The organism is Peptoniphilus vaginalis (assembly GCF_900176605.1).
In the GTDB taxonomy this organism is placed as follows: domain Bacteria; phylum Bacillota; class Clostridia; order Tissierellales; family Peptoniphilaceae; genus Peptoniphilus_A; species Peptoniphilus_A vaginalis.
The window spans coordinates 362520-376669 of sequence record NZ_FXLP01000004.1; the positions used below are offsets into that span (position 1 = coordinate 362520).

Annotated in this window: 12 protein-coding genes and 1 pseudogene; 4 read left to right on the forward strand and 9 right to left on the reverse strand. The window is 34.5% G+C overall.

Annotated features, from left to right (window positions below):
* Window positions 1-72: 72 nt before the first annotated feature.
* Window positions 73-1542, reverse strand: coding sequence for an alanine/glycine:cation symporter family protein (locus CAN42_RS03080; RefSeq protein ID WP_085875490.1), 1470 nt, complete (start codon window positions 1540-1542; stop codon window positions 73-75).
* A gap of 9 nt (window positions 1543-1551) precedes the next feature.
* Complete coding sequence (gene glsA, locus CAN42_RS03085; RefSeq protein WP_085875491.1) at window positions 1552-2481, reverse strand: glutaminase A; 930 nt, start codon at window positions 2479-2481, stop codon at window positions 1552-1554.
* A 158-nt stretch (window positions 2482-2639) separates the two neighbouring features.
* Here glsA and CAN42_RS03090 point away from each other — a divergent pair, with 158 nt between their 5' ends.
* Window positions 2640-3359 (forward strand): hypothetical protein, encoded by a 720-nt coding sequence (locus CAN42_RS03090; RefSeq protein WP_085875492.1) that lies wholly within the window; start codon window positions 2640-2642, stop codon window positions 3357-3359.
* Between the two features lie 457 nt (window positions 3360-3816).
* Here CAN42_RS03090 and CAN42_RS03095 read toward each other — a convergent pair whose 3' ends face one another.
* Genes CAN42_RS03095 through selD form a run of 4 tightly spaced genes read right to left on the reverse strand, consistent with a single transcriptional unit; the run spans window position 3817 to window position 6723 of the window.
* Window positions 3817-4941: an aminotransferase class V-fold PLP-dependent enzyme gene (locus tag CAN42_RS03095; protein WP_085875493.1), complete on the reverse strand. Its 1125-nt coding sequence runs from the start codon at window positions 4939-4941 to the stop codon at window positions 3817-3819.
* The gene (locus CAN42_RS03100; RefSeq protein ID WP_085875752.1) at window positions 4938-5144 is read right to left on the reverse strand and encodes a putative Se/S carrier protein; all 207 of its coding nucleotides are present in this window, start codon (window positions 5142-5144) and stop codon (window positions 4938-4940) included. The genes CAN42_RS03095 and CAN42_RS03100 overlap by 4 nt, the downstream gene beginning before the upstream one ends.
* Window positions 5141-5719 (reverse strand): sulfurtransferase-like selenium metabolism protein YedF, encoded by a 579-nt coding sequence (yedF, locus tag CAN42_RS03105; RefSeq protein WP_085875494.1) that lies wholly within the window; start codon window positions 5717-5719, stop codon window positions 5141-5143. Before yedF ends, CAN42_RS03100 begins: the two co-directional genes overlap by 4 nt.
* Before the next feature lie 2 nt (window positions 5720-5721).
* On the reverse strand, window positions 5722-6723 hold the full coding sequence (gene selD, locus CAN42_RS03110) for a selenide, water dikinase SelD (RefSeq protein ID WP_085875495.1): 1002 nt from the start codon (window positions 6721-6723) through the stop codon (window positions 5722-5724).
* A 63-nt stretch (window positions 6724-6786) separates the two neighbouring features.
* Here selD and mnmH point away from each other — a divergent pair, with 63 nt between their 5' ends.
* From mnmH to tnpA, 3 genes and pseudogenes are all read left to right on the forward strand, one after another.
* Complete coding sequence (gene mnmH, locus CAN42_RS03115) at window positions 6787-7806, forward strand: tRNA 2-selenouridine(34) synthase MnmH (RefSeq protein WP_085875496.1); 1020 nt, start codon at window positions 6787-6789, stop codon at window positions 7804-7806.
* Between the two features lie 226 nt (window positions 7807-8032).
* The gene (locus CAN42_RS03120) at window positions 8033-9088 is read left to right on the forward strand and encodes a hypothetical protein (protein ID WP_209019196.1); all 1056 of its coding nucleotides are present in this window, start codon (window positions 8033-8035) and stop codon (window positions 9086-9088) included.
* A gap of 420 nt (window positions 9089-9508) precedes the next feature.
* Window positions 9509-9900 (forward strand): annotated as a pseudogene (gene tnpA / locus CAN42_RS03125) (IS200/IS605 family transposase).
* Between the two features lie 252 nt (window positions 9901-10152).
* Here the strand turns inward: tnpA and CAN42_RS03130 are convergent.
* From CAN42_RS03130 to CAN42_RS03140, 3 genes are read right to left on the reverse strand one after another with little or no spacing between them, the layout of a single operon-like run.
* Window positions 10153-11535: a restriction endonuclease subunit S gene (locus CAN42_RS03130; RefSeq protein ID WP_085875497.1), complete on the reverse strand. Its 1383-nt coding sequence runs from the start codon at window positions 11533-11535 to the stop codon at window positions 10153-10155.
* Window positions 11525-13921, reverse strand: coding sequence for a type I restriction-modification system subunit M (locus CAN42_RS03135; RefSeq protein WP_085875498.1), 2397 nt, complete (start codon window positions 13919-13921; stop codon window positions 11525-11527). Before CAN42_RS03135 ends, CAN42_RS03130 begins: the two co-directional genes overlap by 11 nt.
* The gene (locus CAN42_RS03140) at window positions 13914-14135 is read right to left on the reverse strand and encodes a helix-turn-helix domain-containing protein (RefSeq protein WP_085875499.1); all 222 of its coding nucleotides are present in this window, start codon (window positions 14133-14135) and stop codon (window positions 13914-13916) included. Before CAN42_RS03140 ends, CAN42_RS03135 begins: the two co-directional genes overlap by 8 nt.
* Window positions 14136-14150: the final 15 nt, after the last annotated feature.

Below are 14150 nucleotides of genomic sequence, written 5' to 3' on the forward strand. Positions count from 1 at the left end.
TATATAAAAATACCCTCATTACTGGCTTACCAAGTAAAGAGGGTACACACTACAATTTATGATTTTTATTTTTTATTTTTTATTCCATGCAGTGATTTTATCCATGTAAGGTTTAAGTTCTTTTACATCGCCTGGGTTAAATACAGGATCTTTTCCTTCTTTAAGTTGTTTCATATAGTCATTGTAAACACCAACAGAGATTTTTCCTAAGAATATTAATACAACTAAGTTGATTACTGCCATAATACCCATGAATACGTCTCCTGTGTTCCAAACAATTGAGAAGTCCCCAACGCAACCAAGAATTACAGCTATAAGGACAATTACCCTGTAGATATTAAGGGCATTTTTACCAAAGTTTAGCTTTAAGATGTTATTTTCTCCGTAGTAATAGTTACCAACAATTGAAGAGAAGGCAAACATCAATACACAGAATGTTAGGAAGTAATTTGACCAAGAGCCAACTTCATTTGCAAGGGCTGCTTGTGTTATTTCTAATCCTTTTAGGTCTGATGCATAAATTCCTTCGCCAGATAAGATTACAACGAAAGCTGTTGCTGAACAAACAAGGATTGTGTCTAGATAAACTCCAAGTGCTTGGATAAGACCTTGTTTTGCAGGGTGAGAAACATCTGCTACTGCTGATGCGTTTGGTACTGCACCCATTCCAGCTTCATTTGAGAAAAGTCCACGTCTAATACCATTTAGGATTGCTGTTCCAAATAAGCCGCCAAAGCCTGCTTTAAGGGAGAAAGCTCCTTTGAAGATTAGACCAAACATGTGTGGTATAAGAGCAATGTTTTTTATTACTATGAAAAGTACAACTGCCATATAGATAATTGCCATGAAAGGTACAAGTAAACTTGTTACATCAGCGATTCTTCTTAGTCCACCAAAGATAATTAATCCAGCTAGAATTATTAGTACAAGAGCTACTATTTTTTTGTCAAGACCAAAAGAAGAGTTAAATCCAGCTGCAATTGTATTAGCTTGCATTGCGTTAAAGTTAATACCATAAACTACTGCGATTACAACGGAGAATAAGGCTGCAAGCTTTGGTTTACCAAGAGCCTTTTCCATGTAAAAAGCAGGGCCACCCTTGAAAGTTCCATCAGGGTTTCTTTCTTTAAATACTTGACCAAGAGTATTTTCTACAAAGGATGATGCGCCTCCAATAAGAGCTGTTACCCACATCCAAAATACTGCACCAGGTCCACCAATAGATACAGCTGCGGCAACACCAACGATATTACCAGTACCAATATGTGATGCGGCTGAAATTGTGAAAGCCTTAAAAGGGGAAATTGAGTTTTTATCCTCAGCTGGTTTAGAAATCAGCTTTATTGCATGTCCGATATTTGTTATTTGACCACCCTTGATTTTGAAAGTGTAGAAAAGTCCAATTCCAAGTAGTAGTGGTATAAGCAAGTATGTATAAATAGTGTCACTCAAAAGACCAGTGGTCATTGAGAAGGCATCAGCATACATTTTTTGCCCAAGTAAATTTCCTATGTCATGAATAGTTTGAATTATAGTTCCCATAATTACTCCTTATAAAAATATGTTTAAATTTAGATCGTTTGACAAGATTTTCAAAAGGTTCTTGCCACGTATTGAGTTTCCTGACGCATCAAGTCTTGGAGAATAAGTGCAGATTCCACATTTGCCAGGTACTATGCCAAGTATTGCTCCGCTGACCCCACTTTTTGATGGAATTCCTACGTTTAGAAGAAATTCTCCACTTTCTTCATACATACCGCAGGATGCCATTTGTGCAAGGACAATTTTAACTGCTTCTTTTGAAACCATTTCGTCGCCTGTTACAAGATCAGAACCACCATTAGCTAGAACTGCTCCAAGATGAGCAAGTTCACTTGCATTAATTCCTATGGAACAATTTCTTATATATAGGTCTAGAACTTCATCGGCATTTAAAGAAAAGATTTTTTTGCTTCGTAGGTAATAGGCAATAGATTTGTTGACATCAGTAGTTTCCATTTCAGATGAGTAAACTTCTTTTAAGAAACTAATCTTTTCGCTGTCTGATAATTTCTTTACTAAATTAAGAACTCTTTGGAACTTTTCGTCCACGTCTTTACCAACTATTAAAGATGCTGTTGTAATGGCACCAGCGTTTATTAATGGATTAGATGGTTTGTCATCTATTGGTATTAGAGAGTTAAACTTGTATTTAGTTGGTTCAGTCCCAACTTTTTCAAATACATCTTGTATAGTGTTATCTTTTAAAGCCATTATAAGAGAGATAACTTTTGAAATAGATTGCATAGAGAAAACAGTGTCTATATCACCGAAGTTGTAAACATCTCCTGTTGTAGTTACAATAGATAAGGCAAATCCATTTGGATCAACGTTGGCAAGTTCTGGTATGTAAGTTGCTAGCTCACCCTCTCCAATAAATCTTTCACTTTTCTTTATGGATTTTTCAATTTTTTTCACTATTTCTTCTCTTTTTAAAAACATAATTCACCTCCTATTGTTGAACTTGGAAAAACATTATAGCATAAAAAAGAAACCGATTGCAATATTTTTTTATTTAACGATATATAATGATTAAAAGCCAACAAATTAAAATAATTTGTGATAAAATGGGCTCATAAAATATATAAGGAGATGATTTCATGAGAAAATACAATCACGGAGCTATTCTATTAATACTCATAGTCAATGCAATTCTTGTTGGTATCTTGAAAAGTATTGTTGACGGGAAGTTGTCAATTCTTGCAAGCTTTGTCACTTTTATTTCAGACTACATAATTTGCAGGGGACTCCTTTATAATAGGGAGGGAAGTTTTTCTGACTACTTTAGGGGAATAAAAACTATGACAGGCAAGGTCTTTTTGATGAATATCTTGATAGTAGCCATTTCTATCATCCTAATTTTGTTAGCAACACTTGTATCAGGAGCAGGGGTCGCAGTATTTTATGGTTCTACAATTAAAAGCAACAGGGCTCTTATTAACTTAGTAGTTTTATATGCCCTAGTAACAATTTTTTTATCTCTTCTTTTTGCCTACATGAATTTCTTTATGGCAGACGAGAGATACAGGGATCTCCCATTTTTTAAAAGCCTTAAGCTTATTGTTAAGGCAGGTATAAAGTTATTTTCTGAAAGCTTTATGGCAGGCGTTAAGGCTTTTAAGATTTCTTTAATATCTACAGCCATTGTACTTGTTATATTATTATTTACTCCCTTAGCAGGTCAAATTGCACTAATATTTGGAGTGATCGCTGTTATTGCTCTCTTCTTTTGTACACCAACATTCCGTGCAAGCCTATCTGACATCTACCTTGATAGGTCAGAAGAAATTTACAATGAAGTCATAGGACGTGAAGATTAAAAAAAGAAGTCACTTCAAAAGGCTTATTGAATTAGGGATTTTAGAAAACTGATTTAGGGAGTCTTTAAGTAGAAAAAGCCTATGAGTTTAAATTCATAGGTTTTTTTATTTGGGACTATTGTTGATATTGGGAATATTATTAAGTGATAGATAGGCACAGCTTGGTCTAATTGTGAATGCCCAAGAGAGACCTTAAATGTCTTCTATGGAAGGACGAAATTACAGAAGACTACGAAAATATAAAGGGCAAAAGATAAAAATAATTAAAGACCTGTTTTGTTATTGGGGAACTTGTAAAAGGGGATAGATGCAAGTATTTAGGCTTGTATCTATCCCCTTTAATTTAAAATAGAAGTTTAAATAAGGCTTAATCTACTTCCTTTTAGTCCTAAATTAGCACCTATCTAACTTTTCCCCCTTCCCTCACAGATTATAGCTTATATAAGTCTTCTTATAATTAAGCTATAATTTTTAATGTTTCAATAAGTTTGTCCACGTCCTCAAAGCTGTTGAAGGTGGAGAGGGACACTCGCACCATGCCTCTTTTATCTGTGCCTATGGCCTTGTGGAAGAGAGGGGCACAGTGAAGTTTTGCCCTCGTGGCGATCTCTTTCTTTTGCCAAAGTAGGTCAGCCACTTCTTCTGAATCATAGTTCTTGTAGTTAAAGGACACAATTGGTCCGTGGGGATAGTCGTGGTCTCCATAAAGCCTTATGCCTTCCAAGGACTTCAAGGACTTGTAAAGGTAGGATGAAAGTTCAAAGAGGTCCTTTGAAATTTTATCAATGCCTAGTGACTTTACATACTTTACTCCAGCCAAAAGTCCTAAGTTGGAATGGACATTTATGGTGCCGTATTCAAATATGTCAGGCATAAATGGGCTTTGGTGTTCTTCATTTGAATTTCCACCGCCGCCTGAGAAGACTTCTTCAAATTTTATATCTCCTTTTAGGGCAAGGCCTCCTGTTCCCTCTGGTCCGTAAAGGGACTTGTGTCCAGTGAAGCAAAGGACGGTGCGGTCAAAGTCTTTTAAATTTAAGTCCATGCTGCCTGCAGCTTGTGCTCCGTCTATGATCAAAATAAGTCCCTGTTTTTTACAAAAGTCTGCCGCAGCTTTTAAGTTTGTGATTTGTCCCGACACATTTGACATTGCTGTAAGACACACTGCCTTTGTGTTTTTTTGGAGGAGTTTATTTAGGTAGCTTAAGTCGATTTTATCTCCTACTAAAGGAAGGTAGGACACTTCTACTCCTTTAAGTTTTAAGTGATTTAAAGGACGAAGGACGGAGTTGTGTTCCGCCATTGAAGTTATTATGTGATCTTTTTCATGTAAAAGTGAATTTAAAACTAAGTTGAGGGCAGTAGTGACATTTGCGCATAGGGACACGTTAAGTGCCTCCACGCCAAAAAGTTCTCCCAAGTCTTCTCGCAAATCGTAAAGGGATCTTAAAGAATTTAAAGACATTTCATAGGAGCCTCTGTTGGGGTTTGCGAAATGACGAGAGTTAATCCCTTCCATAACAGCTATGCCTACTGACTCAGGCTTTATTAAAGTTGTTGATGCATTGTCCAAGTAAATCATTTAAGATCGTAAATCCCTTCTATATTTTCTCTACCTAAAATTTTCAAAACGTCCTCCAAGTTTTCTCCCACTTTAAGACCGAAGCCACAGTCTGATGTGACCCAAGATGGGAGAGTGATAAGGCGGGTCCTTAAGTCCTTAGTCTTTTTCTCTGCTTCCATGGCATAGTTTACCGACTTAAAGGTTAAAAGTTTGTAAGTCAACAAGGTTTCACTGTCCTGTAATGTATTTGCAAATCCACAATCTTGTCCATATTTGTAACTTGTCCCACTTTAAGTTCTTCCTTTAAGTTGTAATTGCTTAAGCAAAGGCCGCAGGAGAGGACACTTGTACCCTTTGATTCCAATTTTTTAAGGTCGGCTACGGTGTTTTCATTTATTGTGGAAAGCCTTACGCCGTGATTGTAAAGGACTACATATGTGGGGACTTGGTCTTTTTCTGAAAGGGAGTAGACAAATCCTTCCAAAAGTTTTTTGGAAAATTCTTCATCGCCTATGCCAAGTTCATCTGATGAAAAGACTACAATAAATTCATCCTTGCTGTAGTCTTGTTCAAGCTTTTTGTCCCTATCTTTTTTAAATTTTACCTTGTAGATCTTGTCTTCCTTTTCCACTTCTGTGTCGTAACCCAATTGGTCCGCCATCTTGGATAGATTTTCAGTTGCGATTTCATTGTCTACAAGGACTGCAAATTCCTTAGGGTTTTCTTCTTTAATTAACTTTTTCGCAAGTATTACAGGTCTTGGGCAAAGAAGTCCAAGTGCATCGATTTCTTTCATTTTTACCTCACTATTATTTTTTTATCTTGAGTGGGAATTATTTCTCCCACAATTGCTGCGGGAATTCCTGCAGCTTTTAACTCTTCCAAAGCTTTTTCTCCGTCTTCTGCAAGTGATGCCAAAAGTCCACCTGATGTTTGGGGGTCGAAAAGGACTTCTTCCAAGGCGAAGTCCTGGATTTCAAAGTCCACCAAGTCGGCGTAAGACTTTCTGTTGCGCTGACCTCCTGCAGTAAAGAGAAATTCTTCTGCAGCCTCCTTGGCACCGGGAAGTATTTTTAAATTATTTGAATAAATTACAGCAGTGTCTGAGACCATTTCACTTAAGTGACCTATAAGACCGAAGCCTGTCACATCAGTCATGGCATTCACTTTATACTTTTTAAGTATTTCGCAGGCATACTTGTTTAAAGTCCTCATGGATTCCACTGCAGCTTTAAAGTACTTATCCTCACATTCACCCACAGTCCTTGCAGATGAGAGTAGGGAAACGCCCAAGGGCTTTGTAAGTATTAATTTGTCGCCCACTCTTGAAGAGTTGTTGCTGTAAATTTTTTGGGGATTTAAAATTCCCATGACACAAAGTCCATATTTTATTCGTGGGTCGTGAATGGAATGGCCGCCCACCAAGCTACACTGGGCCTCTTTTAGTTTTGCAGCTCCGCCCTTTAATATTTCTTCCAAAATACTTCTGTCTTCCTCTTCTGGAAAGCAGACTAAGTTAAGTGCTGCCACAGGCTCGCCACCCATGGCATAAATATCTGACAGGGCATTTGCTGCCGCAATTTCTCCAAAGGCAAAGGGGTCTTCTACCATTGGAGGAAAGAAGTCACAGGTAAGTGCCACTGCTATATCGTCACTTAATTTTATAATGGCGGCATCGTCATTTTTTGCAAAGCCTTCTAAGACTTCCTTTCTCTTAAATACTTCCAAAATGTCTAAAGTTGCTTTTAAAGAGGAGGCTGAAATTTTTGCGTTACAACCTCCGCATACTTGAAGCTTCATCGTTTCACCTCTACATTCACTATAACACTTTAAAAAATTTTTTAAAACAACTATAATAAAGCTATGTTTAAAGCAACAGATTATGAAGAAATTTTAAAATTTAAAAATCCTCTCTTTATTGACTTGCGAAGTGAAGGAGAGTTTGAAGACGGGACAATTTTAGGTGCAATATCCATGCCTCTACTCTCAAATGAGGAGAGAAAAATTGTAGGTACTCTTTATGTGTCAGGAGATATAAAGGGAGCAAAGGAAAAAGGTGTGGAGTTTTTTGCACCTAAGCTTGCGGATTATTATAGGCGCATTTCCCAAATGGAAGAAGAGCATGAAGTTGTCCTTTTTTGTTCTAGGGGAGGTTTTCGTTCTACTGCACTTTTTAATCTTTTGAAGACCTTGGGACACAAGGTCTACAAGTTAAATCACGGATACAAGTCATATAGAAAATATGTCCTTAACTTTATGAACACCCTTGAGGATTACAAGTATGTGGTTCTTAAAGGCTACACTGGCTGTGGCAAGACGGAAATTTTAAAAGAGCTAAGGAAGCGAGGAGAGAATGTCCTTGACCTTGAAGGACTTGCAAGACACAGGGGCTCCCTCTTTGGGGGAATAGGCATGGGTTTACAACCTTCTCAAAAGACCTTTGAGTCGGAGCTTATGGAAAGCTTTAAAAGTTTTAAACGAGGTCCAGTCTTTGTAGAAGGAGAGTCCTCACGCATAGGAAGCATAAATCTTCCTGGGGAACTTATAAAGGCTATGGGGCAGACTGATAAAGTTTTTTTAATTGAGGACACAATTGAAAGAAGAACAGAGCGAATTAAGTCCGACTATTTAAGTGACTATGGATTGGAGAAAAAAGAAGAGATAATCTCTGCATTTGAAAATTTAAGGAGATATATAAGTGCAAAGAGATACGAAAATTATTTGAAGTTGGTGGATGAAGAAAACTTTGATCTTATTATTAAAGACTTGATAATAAAATACTATGACGCCAATTACTCTATAAATAAGGAGAAAATTTTTTATAAAGTTTTTAATGAAGATATTGAAAAATCCTGTGACACAATACTTAATATCATAAAATAAAAGCCCCTAAAGGAACGTTCGGTTAGGGATTTATGGAAATTAAGTTTAACTGATAGCCTTTAAGCGATACAAAAGAAGAAAGTCTACAAAGTGTAAACAAACACACTAAGTAGGCTTTCTTTACTTTTATTATGTACTTAACATTTTATTTAAAACGATGGTTTTTGTAGTAAGATTTTTGAATCAAATGTATAATGTAATATTAATTATAAGGGTGGTGTTGAATTTGAATGAATTAAAAGCTGAATTTATTTTAGATTATATAAAAAGGATACAGGATTGGAAAAATAGTGAACTATTAGAAGATGATATTTTTGATTTAATCGTTGAGATTGCTAATGTTCTTCAGAATGAAATACCTGAAATTCAAAATAGTGTTTTATTGAGATCGGGTACTGAAATTAGGGATGCAAATACGACTATTTCATTACTTAGGTTGTATTTAATTAATAACGGAATAAAGATTCCAGAAGAGGGAAGTGATGAAAATAGAAATATCAAAAGATTTTGGGCTTCTTTTTTGTTATGGTTTGAAAATGAGTTACCCTCTAAAGATCTACTAAAAGATCAATATATAAGATGGGATAACTGGAATGGTGGAACATATTATCTTAACTTAGATTATAATTATGAATTCAAATTATATAGAGGAATAGAATATCCAAATTCACTCAAGGCAAACTTGGGAGATATAGAGGATATAAAAACTTTTTTAGAAATAGCGTATAAATATTGGATAATAAATGAAGGTAAACACCATTACCAATTTACAATAGAAGTTAATGAAAGGTTAAAAATATTTAAATTACCTTATAGATTGCAATATGGAATTCTGTTAAAACAAGGTTATAAGACATCTTTTGAAGTTGATAAAATTGTTGACTATAAAATGTTTGAAAGGAAAATACAGTTTTCTGAACAAATGATAAACAGCAAGGATCGCATGGAAAAGAAAAGTGGATTAGATTTTATAATAGATTCCTTGCAGTATTTGATATCAAAGCAGGAAGGTAATAGAAATTTGCAATATGCATCACTTGCAAAATCTGTAAACCAAGACGAGAATTCTAAGGTTTATTCTGTAATAAAATCTGAGCTAAACGAATTGATGAAATTGTCAAATGAGTATTTTGATATAAGACATAATGACTATTTAAACGCCGCCAAAGAACATAGAGAAGCTTTAAATGATCCACAGTTTATAGAATACTTGTATAACAGGGCATATTCTTTACTGTATATTCTTAGATTAAAAATCAATTCAGATAATAATAAAGGTTAATTCCTGTGTGTTTTGTAAATCGAGAGTGTGTGATAGTAGTAAAGACTACTAAATGTGGAATGGATGCTAGGAATTCGTTTAGTATAAGAACCCATCTCCACGTAAAAGGAGTGTTCAGTTTAGAGATTTATGAAAAATATATTAAATTTATAACCTTTAAGCGACAAAAAAACACACAGATATAAAAAACTGTGTGCTTTTTTGTACGCTTTAGCATGAATAAACCACCAGCTATGCTGGTTGTAGGAATACTAGCTTTAGCTTCAAGCAAAAAACCTCCCGTGATAAACTAGATATGTTACTGGCAGTAGCATAAATAGAAAAGGGAGGTATCCTAAAATGGATAAAAATAGTTTATCACATACATCCTGGAATTGTAAGTATCACGTAGTATTTGCTCCAAAATATAGGAGACAAGTAATTTATGGAAGATTAAAACAAGATATAGGAAAATATTAAGAGATTTATGTGATAGAAAAGGAATAAATATAATAGAAGCGGAATGCTGCCCAGACCACATTCATATTTTGTTGGAAATCCCACCAAAATATAGCATATCTCAAACAATAGGATATTTAAAAGGTAAAAGTAGTCTAATAATATTTGATAGGCATGCGAATTTAAAATATAAATAGGGGAATAGACACTTTTGGTGTAGAGGATATTATGTAGACACAGCAGGAAAGAATGCGAAAAAGATACAAGAATATATAAGAAATCAATTAAAAGAAGATTACATGGCAGATCAAATAAGTATAAAAGAATTTATAGACCCATTTACGGGTGAGCAAGTGAACAAAAGCAAAAAATAAGGTGCTTTAGCACCAGCTGTGAAAAATGGTGCACGAGATAGAAAGTTCAAAGCATGGAATGCTGCCGGTAACAGCCCCTTATAGGGGCAAAACAAACCACCGGCTTAGCCGGTGGTTATGATTCTGTTAGTAAATGTGTATAACAGAGCTGCTATATATCTTTTTTATTTACATATTGTTTGTAGTTTAAATTTGCCTTTAATTAGTGTGTTTCTATTAGGAGAAAATCTATCTCCTACACAGCTTTATTAATTATGAAAAAATTTCTAATTCAAAATTATCTAAAGCCTCTTGTCTGCATTGTTTTGCTTTTTTGTAGTAAATATTCGCTCCATCCCTTGCATCAAAGAACTTTTTTATTATTTGTTCTTGAATAGGTATTGAAGGAATTGGAATTCGGATAGCTCCAATTTCATCACTATTTAAATTATATTGACCGCCGCCTTGCCTGCGCATAACTGCAATTTGTTCTCTAACCAAAGGTGTCATAAATAATATATTTACAAATTCAGGTAATACTAAATTTGTATCAAAACGATATCTTATAAGGTATGATGCATATGTGTATGTTTCATCACTATTAAATATTGCGGATTTCCCTACCAGATCCTTACTACCATTTGTCCTTGTTATTAGAAAATCACCTTTGCGTAAAATCCATTTATTAGGTTCTTTTGTATTTGTTGCACAATCTGCAGGCAAATATTTTAACTCTGAAAAGTCAATTTCCCCTTTAACTACATTTGATATCCTCAGCACCGGAATCATTCCCTTTTTTTTATCCAAAGATGCCTTCACAGAAAGACCAAAAAGTGATTCTTTTTTCAAATCGTTAATTTTATATTCTGGATATTTGAAACTGTTATATATAGTTCCTAATCTACCTTCTTTTTGAATATATCCAACTTCCCATCTTCTAGTAGATGAAAAAGGTATTATTTGTAAAATTGATGAGTAAGGTTTTTCATTTTTTATTTCATTCTTCAAGCTTGATACATCCGACTGTACACTTAGTAATATGCCATTACTATAATTATCACCCTTATTAATATTTTCTTCTGCCTCATAAAGTTTTGAATGATACGAATCAAGAATTTTCTGCTGTTCAGTTACAGAAGGTATAGGGGCTTTAATAGATGCGAATTTGTCAAAGTGCAAAGTTTGTCTGACAGAACCAGTTGTTGAATCTTTGATAAGCTTATTAAAAAAATTACACTTCATCATTAACCAAAGAAATTCTGGTAGAATTGTATCTTTACAACTAAAAACAACATATGCTGGACTAATGTACCCACCTTTTAATTCCTGTGTTTTTATACCAATCGAACCAACATTAATTCGATACGGATTATATGCTAACCAGTTATCTTCAACTTTATGATATTTTTGTTTTATCTTATGTCCTTTTTCAACTGAAGCATCAAACATACCTATTTTGTTTGAAACACCAAGTATGGTAAATTCTTTATCAGGTTCATCAGACAACTGAACCTTTTTAGTTTGATGAACTAAGTGTTTTCCTAACTCTTCTACAGGATATTTCGAAAGAATCTTTTCAAAAAAGAATTGCTTTACATCCCATTGGGTAAACGATGAGAACAATACGGTAGAAAGTAGTGCCGACTTATTGCTCATTCAACACCACCTCCTGACCAAGAATACTTCTACAGTACAAATTATTACTATTTAGAACATAAGAAATGTTGTTGTTTACAAGCGCCCATAAATCGTTCTGCATTCTATAGGTAAAATATTCACTTACTAACTGTGGTAGCTGGTTCCCTTCAGATGCAGTACCGGTTGTTGTAATACCTGCATCATCAATCTTAGCAATTGGAATCTCGTAATCAAATTTCTTCTTTACCAAGGGTTTAGTTTCTTCTTCGATTAACTTATAGAGGCCTTTTAATTCTTTTTCATTAGTTTTCTTATTCAGCCTATTTTCAATTTGTTCTTTTTTAATAGCTGCTATTTCTGTATCAATCAAATGTGTATTTTTATTATTTTTTTTAGTTTGTCTAAGTCTTGCCTGTGATTTCTTTAAGTCAGCCTTTAGAGATTCTGTAAGGCTAATTGTGTTATCGATAGCATCTTTTATTGCATCAATCTCAGCTTGGTGTATAGAAGTAATCTCCGCTAAGGCATCAACTTTACACTTATTGTATTCCAATTCTTCATCAGATGTAAATCTACGCATAAAAACCAAGCTTGGTTTTACTGTTGCGCCTGCTGCGATAAATACATCCTGTGGAATTGAGCAAATAAGAATAATTTTAGCTTTTCCCTCAAAATATTCTCTGACAGCCTGCAGATTTTTATTATTAAGCACGCCTTCTGGAAGTACCATTCCCATACGTCCGCCTTTTTTTAGAAGGCGTAGGCATCTTTCCATAAAAAGTACTTCTGTCAGGGTAGATGTGCTACCAAGGTCATAAAGAGACAATAGGGTTTTTCCAATATTGTTATCTACTTGCTTTAAAGCCTCATCATATGCCACACCATACTTCTTTTTATACTTTTTCTTAATTTCTTCATCGGTAAACTTGTCTGCGTCAGAAATTAGCTGGTTTTTATCAACATTTTGACCAAATGGAGGATTAGTCAAGATCACATCAAATCTCTCTTCAAAAATACCATTAACATTAAGTAAACCATCATGATGATGAACACCACCATGACCATCACCATGCATAATCATATTCATTTTAGAAGTTCTTGCCATTCTAGGATTTGCATCTGTACCGTAGATACAATTGCGTGAAAGATTATACATACGACTGTTTTCAACACTTGTGTCAAGTTCGGTATTTAATGCAGCCTGCATAACATCAATTTTCTCACTAATTTCAGCCTGTTCCTGCTCAGATTTAGTATCAAAATTATCACCTTCTAAAGATTTACGAAGTACATCTTTCTTTTCTTTAATATCATGTTCTATTTTTTCACGAACATATTCAAAGGCTTTAATAAGAAATCCTCCTGACCCACAAGTTGGGTCACATATAATTTCACCTTCTTGTGGATCAAGAATTTCTGTCATAAAATCAACAATGGTACGAGGTGTAAAAAATTGACCTAATTCGCCTCTGAAAGTTGTGCCAAGGAAATGTTCAAAAGCTATGCCTTTAACATCATCTTGTGTATCAGAAAGATTAAAATTCTGTAGTTTTTCTAAAATCTGAACAAAACTATTTTCCCTAATTTTTATCTCATCACTTTCCTCGAAAAGGTGATCGTCCTTAAACTCTATTTTTGTTGTATTAAATAGATTCTGCATATAGGGCAAGTCTATACCTGCAGCTTTCAATCCCGGTCGTACATTCTTTTCATAATTGTCTGCCTGTGCAATATATTCTTCTCTAGTAAATACCTTTGTTCCTTTTTGCTGACGTTCATATCTAATCTTCATAAATAAAAGTTTACTTATTTCATCAAATGCAGCTTCAGGAGAAAGTTTATCATTATTTCTAATTATGTTATGGCAAGCCTGAAGTATTTTGGTAAATTCATCACGAGTAAAGGTTTTAGTCTGATTTTTTATTTGTTCAATCTTTTTTGCATTGTCAACATCTTTTGCGGTAGGAATAGCAACTACTTCTTCAAGCTTTTGTGGAAGATATGCAGGATCAACATTGAAGTATTTGGTTTCTTTTTCATTCGTAGTAACAAAAAATTCGGCATGAGCCCATGCAGCATAGTTAAACCCTTGATAGTAATCTTCAACATGAATTTTCACATTTTCTGCTTTGCATTCTATCACGATAAATGCAGATTTTTTTGCATCTTTATCTGCTTTGTTTTTCCAAATTACAATGTCTGCACGAGCCTTACCTTGACCACGATGCGAATTGCTAACTTTCAATTCTTGTGCCATCTGTTCTAATGAATAACCATAATCATTTATAAGTGATGCTATATAGTTTTGTCTTACTCTCTCTTCGGGTTTTGTAATTAACCATTTATCTATTAATGGGCAATAAATTTTACCTTCCTTTTCTTCGACTTGATATTTATTAGCCATTATTCTTATCCTCCTCCGGTATAAATTCCAATATATCATTAGGTGTACAGTCTAAAGCCAAACAGATACTTTCTACTTTATCCAAAGCCATATACTGTCCATTTCGTATTTTTGTAATTATATTTGCAGAAATCTTGGCGTCTCTTATTAAGTCCTGATTTGAAATATCTTTTTCAATCATCATATGTAGTAATCTTTTGTAACTTACAGCCATAATTTTCCTCCATCA